The organism is Microbacterium sp. 16-032, assembly GCF_041079455.1.
Taxonomy (GTDB): Bacteria; Actinomycetota; Actinomycetes; order Actinomycetales; family Microbacteriaceae; genus Microbacterium; species Microbacterium testaceum_A.
The window spans coordinates 490,338-509,149 of record NZ_JBFYGQ010000003.1; the positions used below are offsets into that span (position 1 = coordinate 490,338).

General features: G+C 70.7%; 16 protein-coding genes and 1 tRNA gene. 3 read left to right on the top strand and 14 right to left on the bottom strand.

Going from position 1 to position 18,812, the window contains the following annotated elements:
- The first annotated feature begins 25 nt into the window (after nucleotides 1-25).
- Nucleotides 26-1,267, top strand: a complete 1,242-nt coding sequence (locus AB6V31_RS08575; RefSeq protein ID WP_369365058.1) for a winged helix-turn-helix domain-containing protein — start codon at nucleotides 26-28, stop codon at nucleotides 1,265-1,267.
- Between the two features lie 39 nt (nucleotides 1,268-1,306).
- Here AB6V31_RS08575 and AB6V31_RS08580 read toward each other — a convergent pair whose 3' ends face one another.
- The 11 genes from AB6V31_RS08580 to AB6V31_RS08630 all read right to left on the bottom strand — a co-directional run bounded on the left by AB6V31_RS08580 (nucleotide 1,307) and on the right by AB6V31_RS08630 (nucleotide 11,914).
- On the bottom strand, nucleotides 1,307-1,876 hold the full coding sequence (locus AB6V31_RS08580; RefSeq protein WP_369365090.1) for a LemA family protein: 570 nt from the start codon (nucleotides 1,874-1,876) through the stop codon (nucleotides 1,307-1,309).
- Between the two features lie 108 nt (nucleotides 1,877-1,984).
- Nucleotides 1,985-2,060: transfer RNA gene (locus AB6V31_RS08585), tRNA-Leu, on the bottom strand.
- Nucleotides 2,061-2,352: 292 nt separating this feature from the next.
- Nucleotides 2,353-3,756 carry an NAD(P)/FAD-dependent oxidoreductase gene (locus AB6V31_RS08590; protein ID WP_268104261.1) on the bottom strand — a complete coding sequence of 468 codons (1,404 nt, stop codon included), beginning with the start codon at nucleotides 3,754-3,756 and terminating at the stop codon, nucleotides 2,353-2,355.
- Entirely contained in the window at nucleotides 3,753-5,108 is a 1,356-nt protein-coding gene (locus tag AB6V31_RS08595; RefSeq protein WP_369365060.1) for a S8 family serine peptidase, read from the bottom strand. Before AB6V31_RS08595 ends, AB6V31_RS08590 begins: the two co-directional genes overlap by 4 nt.
- Nucleotides 5,105-5,623: a DUF501 domain-containing protein gene (locus AB6V31_RS08600; RefSeq protein WP_056230150.1), complete on the bottom strand. Its 519-nt coding sequence runs from the start codon at nucleotides 5,621-5,623 to the stop codon at nucleotides 5,105-5,107. The genes AB6V31_RS08595 and AB6V31_RS08600 overlap by 4 nt, the downstream gene beginning before the upstream one ends.
- A 43-nt stretch (nucleotides 5,624-5,666) precedes the next feature.
- A complete protein-coding gene (locus AB6V31_RS08605) occupies nucleotides 5,667-6,284 on the bottom strand; it encodes a septum formation initiator family protein (RefSeq protein WP_268104264.1) in 618 nt (205 codons plus the stop codon).
- 161 nt (nucleotides 6,285-6,445) lie between these two features.
- Nucleotides 6,446-7,726, bottom strand: coding sequence for a phosphopyruvate hydratase (gene eno / locus AB6V31_RS08610; protein ID WP_144785515.1), 1,281 nt, complete (start codon nucleotides 7,724-7,726; stop codon nucleotides 6,446-6,448).
- 96 nt (nucleotides 7,727-7,822) lie between these two features.
- Entirely contained in the window at nucleotides 7,823-8,491 is a 669-nt protein-coding gene (locus AB6V31_RS08615) for an O-methyltransferase (RefSeq protein WP_369365062.1), read from the bottom strand.
- 31 nt (nucleotides 8,492-8,522) lie between these two features.
- Entirely contained in the window at nucleotides 8,523-9,314 is a 792-nt protein-coding gene (locus AB6V31_RS08620; RefSeq protein ID WP_369365064.1) for a cytochrome c oxidase assembly protein, read from the bottom strand.
- Between the two features lie 196 nt (nucleotides 9,315-9,510).
- The gene (locus AB6V31_RS08625) at nucleotides 9,511-10,359 is read right to left on the bottom strand and encodes an SGNH/GDSL hydrolase family protein (protein WP_369365066.1); all 849 of its coding nucleotides are present in this window, start codon (nucleotides 10,357-10,359) and stop codon (nucleotides 9,511-9,513) included.
- A gap of 109 nt (nucleotides 10,360-10,468) precedes the next feature.
- Nucleotides 10,469-11,914 carry an MFS transporter gene (locus AB6V31_RS08630; protein ID WP_369365067.1) on the bottom strand — a complete coding sequence of 482 codons (1,446 nt, stop codon included), beginning with the start codon at nucleotides 11,912-11,914 and terminating at the stop codon, nucleotides 10,469-10,471.
- 126 nt (nucleotides 11,915-12,040) lie between these two features.
- Here AB6V31_RS08630 and AB6V31_RS08635 point away from each other — a divergent pair, with 126 nt between their 5' ends.
- Nucleotides 12,041-12,898 carry a helix-turn-helix transcriptional regulator gene (locus AB6V31_RS08635; protein ID WP_056229963.1) on the top strand — a complete coding sequence of 286 codons (858 nt, stop codon included), beginning with the start codon at nucleotides 12,041-12,043 and terminating at the stop codon, nucleotides 12,896-12,898.
- A 63-nt stretch (nucleotides 12,899-12,961) separates the two neighbouring features.
- Here AB6V31_RS08635 and hisS read toward each other — a convergent pair whose 3' ends face one another.
- Together hisS and AB6V31_RS08645 are read right to left on the bottom strand one after the other, a co-directional pair.
- Nucleotides 12,962-14,209: a histidine--tRNA ligase gene (hisS, locus tag AB6V31_RS08640; RefSeq protein ID WP_218128185.1), complete on the bottom strand. Its 1,248-nt coding sequence runs from the start codon at nucleotides 14,207-14,209 to the stop codon at nucleotides 12,962-12,964.
- A gap of 140 nt (nucleotides 14,210-14,349) precedes the next feature.
- A complete protein-coding gene (locus tag AB6V31_RS08645) occupies nucleotides 14,350-14,961 on the bottom strand; it encodes a MazG family protein (RefSeq protein WP_369365092.1) in 612 nt (203 codons plus the stop codon).
- Nucleotides 14,962-15,230: 269 nt separating this feature from the next.
- Between AB6V31_RS08645 and AB6V31_RS08650 the strand changes: the two genes are divergently transcribed.
- Nucleotides 15,231-17,903 carry a phosphoenolpyruvate carboxylase gene (locus tag AB6V31_RS08650; RefSeq protein ID WP_074697092.1) on the top strand — a complete coding sequence of 891 codons (2,673 nt, stop codon included), beginning with the start codon at nucleotides 15,231-15,233 and terminating at the stop codon, nucleotides 17,901-17,903.
- Nucleotides 17,904-17,936: 33 nt separating this feature from the next.
- Here AB6V31_RS08650 and AB6V31_RS08655 read toward each other — a convergent pair whose 3' ends face one another.
- Nucleotides 17,937-18,575 (bottom strand): gamma carbonic anhydrase family protein, encoded by a 639-nt coding sequence (locus AB6V31_RS08655; RefSeq protein WP_369365070.1) that lies wholly within the window; start codon nucleotides 18,573-18,575, stop codon nucleotides 17,937-17,939.
- Nucleotides 18,576-18,812 lie beyond the last annotated feature (237 nt).

Below are 18,812 nucleotides of genomic sequence, written 5' to 3' on the forward strand. Positions count from 1 at the left end.
GGAGGTGGCCGATACGGTGACAGACATGACCACGACGCTCCGTCGCGCCGACGCCCGCCGCATCGCCTTGGCCGCCCAGGGCTTCGCCCGCCCCCGGCCCGGCACCGTCGGCACCCGGCAGATCACCAGCGCTCTGCACCGCATGCGCATCCTCCAGATCGACTCCGTCAACGTCTTCTCGCGCTCGCACTACATGCCGCTGTTCGCGCGCCTCGGCGCCTACGACACGGCCCTGCTCGACAAGCTGGCCTTCGCTCGGCGTCCGTCGTGGGTGGAGTCGTGGGCGCACGTCGCCTCGCTGGTGTCGGTCGACGACTGGCCGCTCCTGCAGTTCCGCCGCGACGATCTGCGGGCGAAGTACGGGCACGATGCCTGGGCCGAGGCCAATCAGCCCCTCCTGCAGTGGCTCCGCGACGAGCTCGCCGACCGCGGCCCCCTGCGCCCGGCCGAGATCGACCACGATGCGCGCAGCGGGTCGCGGGGGCCGTGGTGGGGCTGGGACGACGTCAAGAACGGCCTGGAACGCCTGTGGCTGTTCGGAGAGGTGGCCATCGCGGGGCGGCGCGGCTTCGAGCGGCGCTACGCCCTGGCATCCGACGTCCTGCCCTCCGAGGCCCTGCAGACCGCCGTCCCCCGTCCCGAGGCGATCGCCGAGCTGGTGCGCCGCGCCGCTGTGGCCTACGGCGTCGCGACGGCCGCCGACCTGGCCGATTACTGGCGCGTCCGCGATCGTCCCGCGGTGATGGCGGCGATCCACGATCTCGTCGAGGACGGAGAGCTGATCCCCGTCGAGGTCGAGGGCTGGGCGATCGCCGGCCGCCCCGCCAAAGCGTGGCTGCACCGCGACGCCGCGCGCCCCCGCAGAGTGGATGCCGCGGCGATCCTCACCCCGTTCGACCCGGTCGTGTGGTTCCGCGATCGCGCCGAGCGCCTGTTCGACTTCGACTACCGCATCGAGATCTACACACCGGCCCCCCAGCGCCGGTTCGGGTACTACTCGCTGCCCGTCCTCGTCGGAGACGACGTGGTCGGCCGGGTGGACCTCAAGGCCGATCGCGCGTCGGGCGCCCTGCGCGTGCAGTCCGCGTGGTGGGAGCAGGGTGCTGCGCCGGATGCCGCCGACCGTGTCGCCGCCGAGCTGCTCACGGCAGCGCGCTGGCAAGGCCTGGACCGCGTCACCGTGTCGCGGTGGGGTGATGCCACCGATGACCTGGCCGGGGCCCTGCGCGCCGAGCGGCATGACCACCCCGATGGTCGCGCGAACTGAAACGCGCCCCTTCTGCCGAAGCGGAGGGGGCGCGATTCGTCAGAACTGCACGCGGGGCGGTTCGGCGATCGCGGCGCCGTCGATGACCTCGAAGAACTCCCGCTCGTAGAAGCCGAGCTGACGGGCGAAGAGGTTGTTGGGGAACACCTTGATCTTGGTGTTCAGCTCGCGCACTCCGCCGTTGTAGAACCGGCGCGACGCCTGGATCTTGTCTTCGGTGTCGACGATCGAGTGCTGAAGCTGCAGGAAGTTCTGGCTGGCCTGGAGCTGCGGGTACGCCTCGGCGACCGCGAACAGCGACTTCAGCGCCTGCTGCATGTGGCCCTCGGCGACACCGGCCTCGGCAGGGCTCTGCGCCGAGAGCGTCTCGGCGCGGGCGCGCGTGACGTTCTCGAACACGGCCTTCTCGTGAGCCGCGTACCCCTTCACCGTCTCGATGAGGTTGGGCAGCAGGTCGGCGCGTCGCTTGAGCTGGACCGTGATGTCACTCCACGCCTCGTCGACACGCACGTTCAGCGCGACGAGGGCGTTGTAGGTGGCCCACAGGTAGATGCCGGCGATGATCAGGATGCCGACGATCACGATGACCGGTACGAGCCACTCCCACATAAGTCCCCACACTCCGTTCGAGAGATTGCCCTTCAGTGTAACCGCGGGCCGCACAGCGTTACCGGCAGTGGCCGGGGACTCCCAGGGGATGTCCACGAGACGGAGCACTGGTACCCCCGGTGGGACTCGAACCCACACTGAAGCGATTTTAAGTCGCCTGCCTCTGCCATTGGGCTACGGGGGCCCGAGCCTCCACCGTATCGCGGGGCGGCCGCGCGCCGGTCGCGCGGGGTGCCGCACCCGTTATGGGGCGGAGAAAGTGGCCTCGGGGCGTCGTAGGTGGCCCCGGGGCCACGACGAGACGCCGCACCGCCCCGATCACGCGCGCCCGGCACAGCCACCCCGACACGCGGACCCCGGACGCCGCAACCCGGCGCGGAATGCCTCACCCGTGACGGGGCGGCGAAAGTGGCCCCGCGGCATCCGGAAACGACGAGACCCCCGCACCCAGGGGCGCGAGGGTCTCGAACGAGGGCTTACTTGGCCGCGACGGGCTCGACCTTCTTCTCGGCCGGAGCCGCGGGGGCCTCGGCGGCGGGAGCTGCCGGACGCGGACGCGCTGCGAACTCCTCGAACGCGGCGCGCGGCTTCTGGACGGCCTCGAGGTTGACGACCTCGCGGCCGTGGAAGAAGTTCTGCATCCAGTCGCCGACCACGCGGAACTTGCGCTCCCACGTGGGCATGGCCAGGCCGTGGTACCCACGGTGGGCGAACCACGCGATGAGACCGGTCAGAGCGATGTTGCCCGACTGGAACGCACCGTTGTACAGGCCCAGGCCGGCGACGGCACCGAGGTTCTTGTGGTTGTACTCCTTGGGCTCTTCGCCGCGAAGGACGGCCACGAGGTTCTTGGCCATGAGCTTGCCCTGGCGCACCGCGTGCTGCGCGTTGGGGACGCAGAAACCGCCGACACCGCCACCCGAGAGGTCGGGAACCGCTGAAACGTCGCCGGCCGCCCAGGCACCCTCGACGATTTCGTCGTCGGTTCCGACGCGCAGGTCGGGGCGGGTGCGGATGCGACCGCGCTCTTCGACAGGGAGGTCGCTGCCACGGACGACCGTGGGGTTGGCCATGACTCCGGCCGTCCAGATGATCAGGTCGGTCGGGAGGTTCTCACCGGTGGAGAGCTCGACGATGCCGTCGACGGCACCCTTGACCTGCGTGTCGAGGTGCACGAAGGCACCCTTCTTCGCGAGGTCGGCGAGAACCCACTCGCTCGTCTTCTGCGAGACCTCGGGCATGATGCGCCCCATGGCCTCGATGAGGTGGAAGTGCGTGTCGTCGAACGACAGGGTCGGGTACTGCTTCAGTAGCGACGACGCGTAGGCGCGGAGCTCGGCGAAGACCTCGATACCGGCGAATCCGCCGCCGACGACCACGACGGTCAGCAGACGGTCGCGCTCGGGGCCGGCCGGCAGCACCGACGCCTTGTCGAAGTTCGACGTGAGGCGGTCGCGGATGGCGACGGCCTCTTCGATCGTCTTGAGTCCGATCGCGTTGTCGGCGATGCCGGGGATCGGGAAGGTGCGCGAGACGGCACCGGCGGTCACGACGATGTGGTCGTAGCTCTGCTCGAAGGTCTCGTCACCGGCGATCGGCGTGATCGTCGCGGTCTTGGTCGCGTGCGAGATGCCCGTGATCTTGCCCGCGATGACCGTCGTGCGCTTGAGGTGGCGACGAAGGCCCACCACGACGTGGCGCGGCTCGATCTCGCCCGCAGCGACCTCGGGGAGGAAGGGCTGATACGTCATGTACGGCAGCGGGTCAACGAGCGTGACGTCGGCTTCGTTACGGCCGAGGAGCTTCTCGAGCTTCCAGGCGGTGTAGAAACCTGCATAGCCCCCACCGACGATGAGGATTCTGGGCACGGTAGTGGTCACGATGTGAGGGACTCCTCGTTTGTGGTGCGGCTCGGCTCGCGGGAGACGCGCGCCTGTCGGATTCGCCGGGCAGCAGCAGTGACACCGAGCGCAATCATTATAGCGGCCAGTGTGGCAGCACCGAGCGGCAACGATCCGTAAAGAACGCTATCGCGAGACGGCAGCAGGGGCGAGCTCGCCGCCGGCGCGGCTTCGATCGGCGGCAGCGGGGGGATGACGACCGGGGTCGAGGTCGGCTCGGGCGACGGCTGCGCGTCCGCCCGGCGGTACAGCCGGATCCATTCCTCGAGGCTGCCCAGCGGGTTCTCCGACACGGTCTCGACCCGCGCCGACACGGCGGCCGCGGCATCCACCAGACCGTACCCGTAGAGCTTGTCGGGTCGCGCGGAAGCGCCCGCGGCCGGCTTCGCCGTCTGGATCAGGCGGTTGAGGACGTTGTCGGCATCCATTCCCGGATGCGCGGCGCGGACGAGAGCGGCGATGCCGGCGACGATCGGGGCGGCGCCACTCGTTCCGTTCCACTGCACCAGGGTGCCGTCGGCCGAGACGCCGATGAGTCGCTCGCTCGGGGCGGAGAGCCCGATGGTGATGCCCTGCGTCGACGCGTCGTTGCTCGCCGCGCCGGTCGGGTCGACGCCTCCCACGGCGAGCACCCCCGGAATGGTGGCGGGGGCGCCCACGCGGTCGGTGCCGCTCCCCCTGTTGCCCGCGGCGACCACGATCACGACGTCGTGGTCGAAGGCGTACTCGAAAGCGGTGTCCCAGCTGGTGTCCCAGTCGAGGGTGTTGGTCGTCAACGACATGTTGATGACCGTCGCACCGTTGTCGACCGCCCAGCGGATGGCGTCCGCGATCTGGTCGGTGAAGGGCTTGGTGCTCGCAGCCCCGAAGCCGACCGAGATGGACAGCAGCTCGGCTTCGGGCGCCACGCCGATCATGCCGCGACCGTTACCGGTGCCGCGTGCCGCGGCGAGAGAGGCCACCCAGCTGCCGTGGTTCGCGTCGACGGCACCGACGGGGGTGCGTCCGTCGGCGGCCCCCACGCCCGAGACGTCGGTGCCACCCGCGACGGCTCCGTTGAACTCGGCGGGACCGCGCCCGATCCCGGTGTCGATGACGGCGATCTTCTGCCCCGCGCCGCGCGTCGTCTTCCATGCCTCTCGGACGCCGTACTGGTCGAGCCAGTACTCGCCCGCGCGGACCGAGTCGGTCGGATCCTCGGGCACAGGATTGGCGGGCGCCTGCGGACTGACCGACGCCGGGACCGGCACGGCCGCCGCGGGCATGGTCGTCGCGCCGCTCAGCACCGTCACGAGAAGAACGGATGCCACGACGGCGACGACGCGCTTCATCCGCCGGTCCCGGGGCTTTCGCACTGGCACCGCTCGGGCGACCAGGTGCCGCGCGCGAGGGCGCGGTCGCCGATCGGATTGACGCCGGGGCCGGCCGCGAGCGCGTGCCCCGCCAGGGCGTGCAAACACTTCACGCGCGTGGGCATGCCTCCGGCCGAGATGCCAGCGATCTCTTCGGGCTCGCCGTACGCTGCGCGGTCGCGGAGGTACGCCTCGTGGGCCGCGCGGTACTGCTGCTGCAGCTCTTCGTCTTCGGCGAGCTCGTCGGAGAACTCCTTCATGACGTGCCCCGCCTCGAGCACCGACATCGCCGCCGTCGCGGCGGGGTGGGTGAGGTAGTAGAACGTGGGGAACGGGCTGCCGTCGTCGAGACGCGGCGAGGTCGCCACCACGGTCGGATTGCCGCACACGCAGCGCGCGGCGATCCCCACGACGCCGCGCGGTACACGGCCGAGCTGCGACTGCAGAACGGCCAGGTCGGCGTCGGAGGCGGGGGGAAGCGTTGCGGTAGTCATCGACTCCAGGGTACCCGGGGTCTCCGACACTCCGTCGGGCCGCTCAGCCGGCCGGGGCGTCGGGCGCGGGAGTCGGGTCCGGGACGCCGATCGTGATGTCGGGGACGGCGACCTGCGCGGCGCCCGACGAGGTGACCGAGCGGACGAGCTGCGCCATCCAGTCGGTACGGGTCTGCCCCACGTCTCCGCTGACGTCGTCCTGCTCCTGCGGTGTCGCCGAGGCGGGGAGGTCGTTGTCGATGAGGTAGACGACCTCGCCGGGGAAGGTGTACCCGAGCCGCTCGCGCGCCTGCGTCCGGATGTACGCGGGGTCCGACCATCGATCGCGCTGGGTCTGCAGGTCGGCGACCTCGGACTGGCTCAGCTGCACAGCGCTCCGCAACGCTTGGATCTGCTGACGCTGATCCATGTACGTCCCTACCGTCGGGACGAGCACGAAGGTCCCGAGCACGACCAGGCCCAGCATGATCACGACGAAGCCCGAGATGCGCACCCGCCCGAGCCACTCGCGCACGTCGACGCGGCGTTCCTCGGCCGAGGGGCGCACGGGCTGTCGCACGGGACGCGCGGGCGCCTTCGCCGAGCTCTTCGACGCCTTGGAACGCGACGTCGGAGCCTCGGATGCCGCGGGACGGCGGGGCGGCAGTGTCGGTCGCTCCACGGCATCCCTTCCGTCGTCATCCCGCCCGGGATTCGGGCCACGAGTGAGTCTACGTCGCCGGCCCGGGGCCCCTGGGGACGCGCCGGGTGCTCGGCATCCGTCCAGCGAAAACGACGAAGGAGGGGGAACCGTGCGGCTCCCCCTCCTCGATGGTCGGTCGATCAGCCCTTGAAACGGGGGAACGCCGATCGGCCCGCAAAGACCGCGGCGGTGCCGAGGTCTTCTTCGATGCGGAGCAGCTGGTTGTACTTCGCGACGCGCTCGCTACGTGCCGGGGCGCCGGTCTTGATCTGGCCGGCGTTGACCGCGACGGCGAGGTCGGCGATGGTGGTGTCCTCGGTCTCGCCTGAGCGGTGCGACAGCATCGAGGTGTAGCCCGAGCGGGTGGCCAGCGAGATCGCGTCGAGCGTCTCGGACAGCGTGCCGATCTGGTTGACCTTGACCAGCAGCGAGTTGGCGACGCCGAGGTCGATGCCCTGCTGCAGGCGCTTCGGGTTGGTGACGAACAGGTCGTCACCGACGAGCTGGACCTTGGAGCCGATGGCATCCGTCAGCTTCTTCCAGCCGTCCCAGTCGTCCTCGGCGAGGGCGTCCTCGATCGTGACGATCGGGAAGTTCGCGACGAGGTCGGCGAAGTAGTCGACGAGCGTGTCGACGCTCCACTCCTTGCCCTCGACGGTGTAGACGCCGTCCTTGTAGAACTCGGTGGCGGCGACGTCGAGGCCGACGGCGATGTCCGTGCCGGGGGTGAACCCGGCCTTCTCGATCGCGCGGATGAGGAAGTCGAGGCCCTCGCGGTTGCTGGGCAGGTCGGGGGCGAAGCCGCCCTCGTCGCCCAGGCCGGTGTTGTAGCCGGCCGACTTCAGCTCGCCCTTGAGGACGTGGTAGACCTCGGTGCCCCAGCGCAGCGACTCGCCGTAAGTCTCGGCGCCGATGGGGGCCAGGAAGAACTCCTGGAAGTCGATGCCGTTGTCGGCGTGCTCGCCACCGTTGATGACGTTGAACAGCGGAACGGGCAGCAGGTGCGCGTTGGGTCCGCCGAGGTAGCGGAAGAGGGGAAGGTCGGCGCTGTCCGCGGCGGCCTTGGCCACGGCGAGCGAGACGCCGAGGATGGCGTTGGCGCCGGTGCGCGACTTGTTCTCGGTGCCGTCGGTCTCGATGAGGATCTCGTCGATGATGCGCTGCTCGCTGGCCTCGACGCCCTCGATGGCGGGGCCGAGCTCGTCGACGACCGCGGCGACGGCCTTCAGCACGCCCTTGCCGCTGTAGCGGCTCTTGTCGCCGTCGCGCAGCTCGTAGGCCTCGAACGCGCCGGTGGACGCGCCGGAAGGGACGGCAGCCCGCTGGACGATTCCGTCGTCGAGGAGCACCTCCACCTCGACGGTCGGGTTACCGCGCGAATCCAGGATCTCGCGCGCGTTGACAGCCTCGATAAGTGCCACGAAGGACTCCTCGTTGGTTCTTGGGTGGAGAGGGGGCGGAGCGTCGTCGGTCCGTGGTCGAGTCTAGTGACCCCGTCCGTCGGGCGTGCGGCCGAGTCAGGACGCGGTCGGATCCACCACGATCGCCACCGCCACCCCGTCCCACCCCTTCCGGTCGAGGGTCTGCAGGGCGGTGGCGTCGAAACGGGGGTCGGAGCCGAGCATCAGGATGCCGCGGCGAGCGCCCTGCACCTTGCCGTCGGGCGTGTCGGCGTCGGCGACCTCTCCCCCGCGCACGACGTTGTCGACCACCACGACCGTGCCGGGTCGGCCGAGGCGCGCGGCCCAGTCGAGGTAGGTCTCGTTCGATTCCTTGTCGGCGTCGATGAAGACGAGGTCGAACGGCTCCTCGTCGACGAGGGTCGGCAGCACGTCCGCTCCGCGGCCGACGCGCACCTCGACGCGATCCGCGACTCCCGCACGCGCGAGGTTGGCGCGGGCGATCTCGGCGTTCGCCGGCTCCGCCTCGATGGTGACGACCCGTCCCGTCTCGCCGACGGCCCGGGCGAACCAGATCGTCGAGTACCCACCGAGAGTGCCGACCTCGAGCACTCGCCGCGCGCCGGCGATCCGCGTGAGCAGGTGCAGGAATTTCGCGTTGACCGGAGCCACCTCGATCGCGGGGAGCCCGGCGTGGTGTTGGGCGGCGAGCGCGGCCTCTCCCGCAGGGTCGGCCCCGATGAGGGTCTCGGTCAGGAACGCGTCGACGTCTTCGTGGGTGCGCACTCCCCCAGCCTGTCGGCGTGCGAGCGGCGGGTCAACGCTCTCCGCGCAGGTGGGCGCGCGTCATCTCGTCGTACTCCTCGTCCGAGAGCTCGTCGAAGCCCTTGGCCTCGACCCGGTCGCTGCGCATCCACCGGACCATGAGGATCACGAGGATCGGCACGTCGGCGAACTCGGCGATGAACCAGATCATGTCGCCCGCGAGGTGCTGGTCGTGCAGCAGCGAGGGCCACCATGACACCGCCTGCGTGGCATCCGGGATCAGATCCAGCACGTTGTCGTTCAGACGCATCAGCAGACCGGGCACCGAGTCGATCAGCAGCTCGACGAACGCGAGCAGGAACTCGATCGCGATGAAGGTGCCGGTGTGGACCGCGCCGAGCGCCATCATCGGCAGCACCATCGCGAGCCCGACGAGGGGCACGACGATCCCGAGCGAGGCTTCGACCACCGGATTCACGCGCAGGATGCCGGCGATCGGGGTGAGGAAGAGGCAGAAGACCGCGGCGATGACGACGGTGGCGACCATCGCGTTGCCGAAGACGCGCGTGATCCTCGACGCGAGGAAGCGTTCGCGGATGCCCGAGGGGACGAGGTCGAGCGGGCGCCCGGCCGCGATACCGGCGGGGACCGCGAAGATGAGCAGGGCGACGCGCGTCGAGAACGCCCACCGCAGCTCTGATGAGTACACCCCGAGGAAGCCGAGCTCGATCACCGCGTAGGGCAGCAGCCCGAGCGCGAAGAAGCCGATCGTGCGCAGTACGGGCCAGGTCTCTGCGCGTCGGCGGACGCGTCGAACGCCCGAGAGGTAGACCGCGGATGCCACGAAGAGCACGCCGAGCGTGATCGGATCGGCGCGCCAGGTGCTGAGGAAGACATCGAGGGGAGGCGTGGAAGAACGGTAGAACCGCGAGCTATGCGTCCGCCGGGGATCGGGGGCGGACCGAACTCCTGAGGTTTCGGCGCGCGTGGCGCCTGAGCCGCAGGAATCCGGCGCGGGAAGTGCTCGCCCGATCAGCGATTCAGGAGTTCTGCTCGCTCGCGCGGTCCGGCACATCACCGGCGCGCGCGCCGGGCCGACGCACCGGTTCGAGAGCCGCGAGCAGCGCCGGGAGCAGCGCATCCGCCGTCCGCCGGTACCCGAGTGCGCTGGGGTGGAACCGGTCCACGCTGAACATCTCGTCGGGTCGCTCCGCGAACACCGGGCCGACCGCCCGCGCGAGGGCCACAACCCGCCCTCCGGCACGGTGGACCGCCGCGGCCTGCGCCGACGCCAGCTGCCGCGACGAGCGGGCCGCGAGAGCGCGCAGCGGCTGCGGAATCGCCCGGAGGGTCCCGAGGTCGGGACACGTGCCGACGACGACAGGTATCCCGCGCCCGCGCAACTCGCGCACGACCTGCTCCAGCTGCTCCGCCGAGCGCGACGCCGGTATGCGGTGCGTCACGTCGTTCCCGCCCACGACGATGACCGCGGCATCCGGCCGGTACCCCTCCGGGAGCGCGGCGACCTGACCGGCCAGGGCCGAGGTCTCCGAACCCACCACCGCGGCGGTCCGCAACCGCACCGGGCGCCCGGCCTCACGGGCGATGCCCTTCGCCAGCCGCGCGCCGAGCGTGTCTCGACGGTGTCCCGCGCCGAGACCCGCGGCGATCGAGTCGCCGAGCACGAGCAGCTCGACCGGCTCGCCCGGGTGCTTCTTGCGGCGCCAGACGCGGTCGGCGTCGAGCGCCTGCTCGCCGAGGGGCTTGCCGATGTGGCGCCGGGCGATCGCCGCCTGACGGGAGATGAGGGTCCGCAGCCCCACGGCCCCGGCGCCGGCGAGCGCGACGACCGACGCCGCGGTCAGGGTCACCGGTCGACGCGTTCGCATCCTCCGATGACACCCGCCCGCGGTGAACGAGCGGTGGACGCGCCGTGACGATGGGGAGACGTCGGGCTCCCGGCATCCCGTGAACACCATCGAGACGGGATGCCGCGACTCACCGCGCCGCCGACCGGCTCCGCGCGCGCAGGGCCACGGCGAGAGCGAGCACGGCCACCGCCAGCACGATGTCGAGGGCGAGCCCCGCGAGCAGCTCAGTGCGGCCGGCGACGCCGGTGAGCGTCACGATTCCTCCGATGACGATCACACCGAACGAGAGGGCGAGCTGCTGCGCGGTGCTGAACATCCCGCCCGACAGGCCGGCAGCCTCGACGGGCACCTCGCGCACCACGAGCTGGGTGAGCGGCGAGAAGATGAGCGCCTGCCCCGCCCCGAGCACGACGAGAGCGGGCTGCAGCCACAGGCCGATGTCGTGCCCCCACCCGAAGACGAGCGTCACCGCCATTGCGACGAGCGCGACGATCTGCATCGAGACGCCGAGCACGAGGGTCGAGTCCCCGATCTTGGCCTGGATGCGAGCGACGGCCAGCGACATCGCGGCGAACACGACGGCGAACGGCAAGAGAGCCATCCCGGCCTCGAGTGACGACAGCCCTCCCGCCTCGACCGCGCGCGGGAAGACGTAGAGCAGGGCCGAGTACCCGGCGAAGAAGAGCGCCGCGGCGGCCAGGCCCAGCTGCAGGGGCCGCAGTCGCAGCACGCTGGGCGGCAGCAGGGGAACCCGGCCCGAGCGTTCGATCGCGTTCTGGTGCATCCACATCGCCCCCAGAGACACCGCCGCGACGACCAGCGCGACCGCCACGGGCCACGACCAGTTCCAGACCGGACCGAAGGTCAGCGCCACCGAGACAGCCAGGATGCCGAGGCCGAGTGCCGCCGTGCCCACCAGGTCGATCGCGACGACCTCGTGCGCGCGGGAGCGCGGTGCCAGAGGGGCGAGCGAGATCGCGGCGACGGCGACGAGCGCGACGACCACGAAGACCGCGCGCCATCCCTCGACCGGCCCGAAAGACAAGGCGGCCAGTGCCCCTCCCGCGACCTGGCCGACGGCGGCGCCGATGCCGCCGCTCGCCCCGAACGCGGCGATCGCGCGGGTGCGCGCCGCGCCCTGCGATGTCGCCTGGATCGTCGCGAGCACCTGGGGTGTGCAGAGCGCCGCTCCGACTCCCTGCACGATCCGGGCGGCGATGAGCGTCTCGATCGACGGTGCGAGGGCGCAGGCGATCGCCGAGATGAGGAAGAGCCCCATCCCGACGACGTAGAGACGGTGCCGCCCGAAGCGATCGCCCAGTCGGCCGCCCAGGATGAGAAGCACGGCGAACGGGATGCCGTACCCCGCGATCACGAGCTCGAGGGCGACGTCCCCCGCCCCGAACCGCTCACGGAGAGTCGGCAGGATCACGGTCACCGCGTTGAAGGCGAAGGTCCCCACCCCGGGCCCCAGGAGGAATCCGAGGTAGCGCCACGTGGGCACCTCGGCGGAAGCGCCGGGGCGGATGGGCACCGGAGCGGTCCCGGTGCCGGGGTGTGCGGAAGTCGTCATGGTGCCAGCATGCGGGCCGTCGCATCCTGGTACCAGGAGTGCGCTCATCCTGGTAGTGGCACCACTCCCCTCCGACGTCGCGATGATGGAAGCGCGTCCTATGATCGCCGGAGACGGAGGGATGCCATGACTCGATCCGACGATGTGCGCGCCGAATTCGCGGGGTTCCTCCGCAGCAGACGAGCGCGCCTCCGCCCCTCCGACGTGGGGCTTCCCGAGGGGATACGACGCCGCGTCGCTGGCCTGCGCCGCGAAGAGGTCGCACAGCTCGCCGGGGTGGGGCTGACCTGGTACACCTGGCTCGAGCAGGGGCGTCCGATCGCGGCCTCCGCCCAGGTCGTCGCCGCGATCGCGCGAGCACTCCGGCTGAGCGATGACGAACGAGACCACCTGTTCGCCCTCGCCGACCTGCCGGTGCCCGACCGCGAGGCGCGGCTGTGCGTCGGAGCCACCCATCTCGACCTGCTCGAGAAGCTCCTCCCCTACCCGGCCGCGGTCCAGACCGCGCGTTTCGACATCCGCGCCTACAACCGCGCGTACCGGTATCTCTTCGACGACCTCGACGAGATGCCCGCCGAGCGACGCAATTGCGCCGTTCTGCTGTTCACCGATTCCGAGTGGCAGCGTTCGCACGTCGACCTCGACCACGCCCAGCGGAGGATCGCCGCGCGCCTGCGCGCCGCGTACGGCCGCCACCACGAGGAACCCTCCTGGCAGCGTTTCGTCGCCGAACTCGAGGAGGAGTCCCCGCGCTTCGCCGAACTGTGGCGGCTCGGCGACGTCGGAGGAGAACGCAACGCGAACAAGCACCTCGTCCACGCCCGCGTGGGCGAACTCCATCTCGAGATGTCCAGTCTCTGGATCGACGACGGTCTGGGCTCGCGCGTGGTGTGGTTCTCTCCGCGCGATGCCGAGACCGCGGTTCGCCTGGAACGCCTCGCCGCGGAGAACCCTGCCGAAGCCCTCATCAGCGCGGTGGCGTGACCCCGACCCGCGCGCCGTGGGTCGGGGCACGGCAGCGGTGGCCGGCATCCCCTCCCGTCGGCGTCAGGCGAGCGGTTTGACCTCGAGGGTCTCGGGGGTCGTGTCGGCGTTCACGCTCGCGAACGAGGCGTAGCCGTCCGCCGCGGAACGCTCGAGCAGCGCTTTCATGTTCTTCGCGCGTTGCTCCACGCGCACGCGCGCGCCGTCGGCGATGAGCGCCGTCTTCAGCGCGAGCAGTCGCGCAAACGGCACGTCGCGATCGTGGACGAGGACGATCGCGCGCTCGCCGTCGGCGTCGGTGGCCGGCAGCAGGTCGACGATGCGCTCGAACCCGATCGAGAAGCCCACGGCCGGAACCTGCTGGCCGAGGAAGCGCCCGATCATGCCGTCGTACCGGCCGCCGCCGCCGAGCGAGTAGTCGACGCTCGGGTGGGCGAGCTCGAAGATCGTGCCCGTGTAGTAGCCCATGCCCCGCACGAGGAACGGGTCGAAGACCAGGGGAACGGCTCCCCCGCGCGCGGCGGCCACCGTGTCGCCGAGATCGACGAGGTGCGCGACGACCTCGTCCGGGATGCCGTCGGGCAGCGCCGCGCGGATGCCGGGCTCGTCGAACGACGGCTCGGCCGCGGGCCGCTCCAGGTAGGCGGCGAAGGCGTCGACGGCCGAGGCGTTCACCCCGCGTCCGCGGAGCTCTTCCACCACCCCCGAGGGGCCGACCTTGTCGAGCTTGTCGATCGTGATGAGCACACCCGGGCGCTCATCGGGCGCGAAGCCGAAGACGTCGAGCATCGCGTCGAGGGCGCGCCGGTCGTTGACGCGGATCGACCCGCCCTCGAGACCCAGCGCGTCGAGGACATCGAGGCTCGCGGTCATCAGTTCGGCCTCGGCACGCGCCGAGGCGTCGCCGATGATGTCGATGTCGCACTGCATGAACTGGCGGTAACGCCCCTTCTGCGGGCGCTCGGCGCGCCAGACCGGGGCGATCTGGATCGAGCGGAACACCGTCGGAAGCTGTGCGCGGTGCGTGGCGTAGAACCGGGCGAGGGGCACGGTGAGGTCGTAGCGCAGGCCCAGGTCGGCCAGCGCGGCAGGGTCGTCGGCGGCGCTGCGGATGCCCTCGGCATCCATCCCCCGCTTGAGGATGCTGAACGACAGCTTCTCGTTGTCGCCGCCGATCCCGGCGTGCAGGCGGTCGTAGTCCTCCATGACGGGGGTCTCGATCTCGTCGAAGCCGTGGGCGCGGTAACGCTCGCGGATGACGGCGAGCACGCGCTCGCGACGGGCCTTGTCAGCGGGGAGGAAGTCGCGCATGCCGCGCGGCGGGTTCACGGATGCCACGGCCCCATTCTTCCAGAGCGGCGCGGGCGGTCCGTCGTCCGGCGCGTCGCCCGCCGGCGGTCGAGATCACCCGCTCCGGCCGCACCGGACCGTGTACGCTCGCGCGGAGCCCGTCATCGCGGGCCCGCCTCCGCCTCCGCCTCACGCACCTCGGTCCGCAGGTCGCGCACGCGTTCGCGCAGGGCGCGCTCGGCGTCCCAGCCGCGCGAGCGCGCCAGATGCACGAGGGTCAGCAGCGCGTCGCCGAGCTCCGCTTCGGTCGCGGGGTCGGCCAGGTGATGCGTCGGCGCGCAGACACCGACCTGCGCGGCCTTCCCCATCACCTTCTGCGCGAGCGCGAGAGCGGGCATGTGGTCGCTGACCCCGTCGAGCACGCTGGTGCGCGTGCTCTTCTCGGCGGCCTTGGCCGCGTTCCAGTGCACCAGCACCTCTTCGGGTGTGGTGGCCACGGCATCCGCGAACACGTGCGGATGCCGCCGCACCATCTTCTCGGTGAGTCCCCGGGCCACGTCGTCGATGTCGAAGGGATCGTCGGCATCGCCCGCGGCGATCTCGGCATGGAACAGCACCTGCCAGAGCAGGTCGCCGAGCTCCTCGCGCAGGTCGGCGCGCGTCCCGGACTCGACGGCGTCGATGACCTCGGCACTCTCTTCGACGAGGTACGGCACGAGGTCGCGGTGGTCGATGGTCCGCGTCCAGGCGCAGCGCGCGCGCACGGTTCGCATGGTGTCGGCGGCCTCCCGCAGGTCGTCGCTCACGGTTCCTCCTTCGGCGGGCCCGGCGGTCCGCTCGCCACGAGTATCCCCCCGCGCCGAGGCGCGCGGCGCCCGCCCGTGCCGTAAGACGGAGATTTCGGGATGCCGAGCCCCCGCGCCCCGAATCACTGCGGTGACACCCGGGCGCGGCCGAAGATTGTCCGGTGTTCGACCCGTCGGACGGTCGCATGCCGTTACACGTGAATCGGTGCGCCCTCGACGCCGATAATCTGGGGCGTGTGCGTGAACTGACCCCGACCGAGGCCATCGACCTCGTGGGCCGCTTCGAAGCCGGCCAGGAGCTCCCCGAACAGATGCGTGCCGATGTGCGCCTGCTGGGATCGCTCCTGGGCCGCGTCCTTCAGGAGAGCGGCTCCCCCGGACTGTACGACGACGTCGAGCGACTGCGATCGGCGACGATCCAGGCCTACACCGACGAGACGCCCGAGGCGTTCGAACGGGCGGCCGCGATCGCCGACGGCTTCTCGATCGAGCGGGCGGACGAGGTGGCCCGGGCCTTCACGGCCTACTTCCATCTCGTGAACCTCGTCGAGGAGCACCAGCGCGTCCGCGTGCTGCGCGAGCGTGGCGATCATCCCTCGCGCAGCGGCACCCCCGACACGATCGCGAGCGCTTTCGAGCGGCTCTCGAGCGAGGTCGGCGAAGAGACGGCGCTCGCACGCCTCCAGGCGCTCCGCTTCCACCCGGTCTTCACCGCGCACCCCACCGAGGCCCGCCGCCGCGCGATATCGACCAGCATCCGACGTCTTTCCGAGCTGCTGTCGGAGCACGACGACGCCTCCGCGGGTGGCACCGAGAGCCGTCGTGCCGAGCGTCGCATGCTCGAAGAGATCGACACGCTCTGGCGCACCGCCCCTCTACGGCGTGAGAAGCCGTCGCCCGTCGACGAGGTCCGCTCCGTCATGTCCGTGTTCGATGAGACGCTCTACACCGCGGTCCCGCGCGTCTACCGCCGCATCGACGACATCCTGCAGGGCGAGAACGCCGGATCCCGCGCGCCGATCGTCAAGCCGTTCGTGCGCGTCGGCTCGTGGGTCGGCGGCGACCGTGACGGAAACCCCTTCGTCACGGCATCCGTCACCCGCAAGGCCGCGGCGATCGCGAGCGAGCACGTGCTCCTCGGGCTCGAGCGCACGACCCAGCGCGTGGGGCGCGGTTTGACCTTGGATGCCGAGAGTACCCCGCCCAGCGACGCTCTCGTCGCGCTGTGGCACCGCTTGCGCGCCGCCGATGAGGACGCTGCGGCCGAGATCGCCGAGCGCTCCCCCGACGAGCCGCACCGGCGGATCCTGCTGCTGCTCGCCCGCAAGATCGCGGCGACCCGTACCCGCAACGCCGACCTCGCGTACCGCGACCCCGAGCACCTGCTCGCCGACCTGCGCACCGTGCAGGATTCGCTGGTGGCGGCGGGTGCCGCTCGTCAGGCCTACGGCGCCCTGCAGCGTCTCGTGTGGCAGGTCGAGACCTACGGCTTCCACCTGACCGAGCTCGAGGTGCGTCAGCACTCCGCCGTGCACCGCAAGGTCCTCGACGAGCTGCGCGCCGGCGGAGCCCGGAGCGAGCAGACTGACGAGGTCCTCGAGGTCTTCCGCTCGATCGCGTACGTGCAGGAGCGCTTCGGACCGCGCGCCGCCGGACGCTACATCGTCTCCTTCACACAGTCGGCCGAAGACCTCGCCAACGTGCACGAGCTCGCCTCGTACGCGATGGGCCCGGGCGAGACGCTTCCGGTGCTCGATGTCATCCCGCTGTTCGAGACCTTCGCCGACCTGCAGGCGGCTCCCGGCATCCTGGCCGAGATCGTGTCGCACCCCTCGTTCGTGAGCCGACTGGATGCCACGGGTCGCCGCCTCGAGGTCATGCTCGGCTACTCCGACTCGTCGAAGGACGTCGGCCCGGTCGCGGCGAACCTCGCCCTCTACGAGGCCCAAGCCGAGATCTCCACGTGGGCCCAGGCCGAGGGCATCGAACTGACGCTGTTCCACGGTCGCGGCGGGGCCCTGGGCCGCGGCGGTGGGCCCGCCAACTCCGCGATCCTCGCGCAGCCGCCCCACTCGGTGGACGGCCGGTTCAAGCTCACCGAGCAGGGCGAGGTCATCTTCGCTCGGTACGGCGACGCGGACATCGCCATGCGTCACATCGATCAGGTGGCGGCCGCCGTTCTCACGGCATCCTCCCCCTCAATCGAACGTCGTAATCGTGGCGCCGCCGAGGCGTTCGCCGACGTGGCGAGCACGATGGACGTCGCTTCGCGCGAGCGGTTCTTCGCCCTCGTCAAGGCTCCGGGCTTCGCACCCTGGTTCGCCACGGTCACCCCGATGGAAGAACTCGGACATCTGGCGCTCGGTTCGCGTCCCGCGCGACGCGGTCTGTCGGTCGAATCGCTCGAGGACCTCCGCGCCATCCCGTGGGTGTTCTCGTGGACGCAGGCGCGCATCAACCTCGCCGGCTGGTTCGGTCTGGGCACGGCCCTCGACGCTGTGGGCGACGAGCAGCGTCTGCGCGACGCGTACGAGCAGTGGCCGCTGTTCCGCACGATGATCGACAACGTCGCCATGAGCCTCGCCAAGGCCGACGAGCGCATTGCCCGCCGCTACCTGGCCCTCGGCGACCGCGACGACCTCGCGCAGCTCGTGATGGACGAGATGCTCCTCACCCGATCCTGGGTCGAGCGCATCACCGGAGGCGACCTGCTGGGCAACAAGCCCATCCTCCAGCGCGCCGTCAAGATGCGCAGTCCCTACGTCGACGCGCTCTCGCTTCTGCAGCTCCGGGCTCTGCGCGCGCTGCGGGATGCGGACTCCGACAACCCGACTCCGGATGCCGAACACCAGCGCCTCCTGCTGCTGTCGGTGAGCGGAGTGGCCGCCGGTCTGCAGAACACCGGCTGACGTTCAGGACCGATACGGCGCGCCGCTCCTCTCTCAGAGGGGCGGCGCGTCTTTCGTGATGTCGACGGTCTCGTGGTCGACGCGTCGGTCCGTCCGGTGCCGCGACAAGCTTCGACCGTAGCGTTCCGTGAGCTGCACCATGAGATCGGGCGTCTGCCGATCCAAGGCGAAGACGTAACCCGGGAAGTCGAGTTCCTTCTGTGCGGCCCAGATCTCCTCGTGCCGGTCGGGAGGCAGGATCTGCAGGGGATCCCCCACGGCCACCCAGGCGATCGGGACGACGGTGTCCGGGGGCAGCAGGGTTCGCACGTGCACGACGGCGTTGATCCGCACTTCGCTACGATCGCCCACCACCGCGCCGTTGAAGATGCGCGTGCCGGTCGCGAGAAAGACCTCTTCGCCGATGTCGGCGCCCGCGATGCTCGCCATCGGGCCGATCAGGGTGTGGGCACCGACGTGAACGGCGTGCGCCGAGCTCGCGCGCACGAGAGCGTTCTCCATCACGATGGAGTCGTCGCAGAGGACGACGGGGCTCCCCTCGGACGTGATCACCGCACCGTGGAGAACTTGGCATCCGGCGCCTATCCTCACGTCGCCGCTGATCACCGCCGTGGGGGCGATGGTGGCATCCGGGTGGATCCGGGGCTCGACCCCCAGGTGTGTGTAGAGCATGACGGCGTCCCTTCTCGGTGCCGTCAGCGTAGACCCGGGGTCGCCCCCATCGATACGCCGGGGTACGGCGAAGCGCCGGTGCCCACACCACCTTCTCTGGGTGGTGTGGGCACCGGCGCTGAAACCCAATCCCCGGGCGGTCGACCGGGGTCGATCACCGGGGGATTGTGCCCGTAAATGCGAAATGGCCACCCAACTTTGGGTGGCCATTTCGACTAAGGGAAGTCCGGCGGTGTC

Coding starts and splice junctions, on each gene's coding strand:
- AB6V31_RS08575 (WP_369365058.1), top strand. CDS start 26: ATGACCACGACGCTCCGTCGCGCCGACGCCCGCCGCATCGCCTTGGCC.
- AB6V31_RS08580 (WP_369365090.1), bottom strand. CDS start 1,876: ATGTGGGAGTGGCTCGTACCGGTCATCGTGATCGTCGGCATCCTGATC.
- AB6V31_RS08595 (WP_369365060.1), bottom strand. CDS start 5,108: ATGAAGCGCGTCGTCGCCGTCGTGGCATCCGTTCTTCTCGTGACGGTG.
- AB6V31_RS08600 (WP_056230150.1), bottom strand. CDS start 5,623: ATGACTACCGCAACGCTTCCCCCCGCCTCCGACGCCGACCTGGCCGTT.
- AB6V31_RS08625 (WP_369365066.1), bottom strand. CDS start 10,359: ATGCGAACGCGTCGACCGGTGACCCTGACCGCGGCGTCGGTCGTCGCG.
- AB6V31_RS08630 (WP_369365067.1), bottom strand. CDS start 11,914: ATGACGACTTCCGCACACCCCGGCACCGGGACCGCTCCGGTGCCCATC.
- AB6V31_RS08635 (WP_056229963.1), top strand. CDS start 12,041: ATGACTCGATCCGACGATGTGCGCGCCGAATTCGCGGGGTTCCTCCGC.
- hisS (WP_218128185.1), bottom strand. CDS start 14,209: ATGCGCGACTTCCTCCCCGCTGACAAGGCCCGTCGCGAGCGCGTGCTC.
- AB6V31_RS08645 (WP_369365092.1), bottom strand. CDS start 14,961: ATGCGAACCGTGCGCGCGCGCTGCGCCTGGACGCGGACCATCGACCAC.
- AB6V31_RS08655 (WP_369365070.1), bottom strand. CDS start 18,575: ATGCTCTACACACACCTGGGGGTCGAGCCCCGGATCCACCCGGATGCC.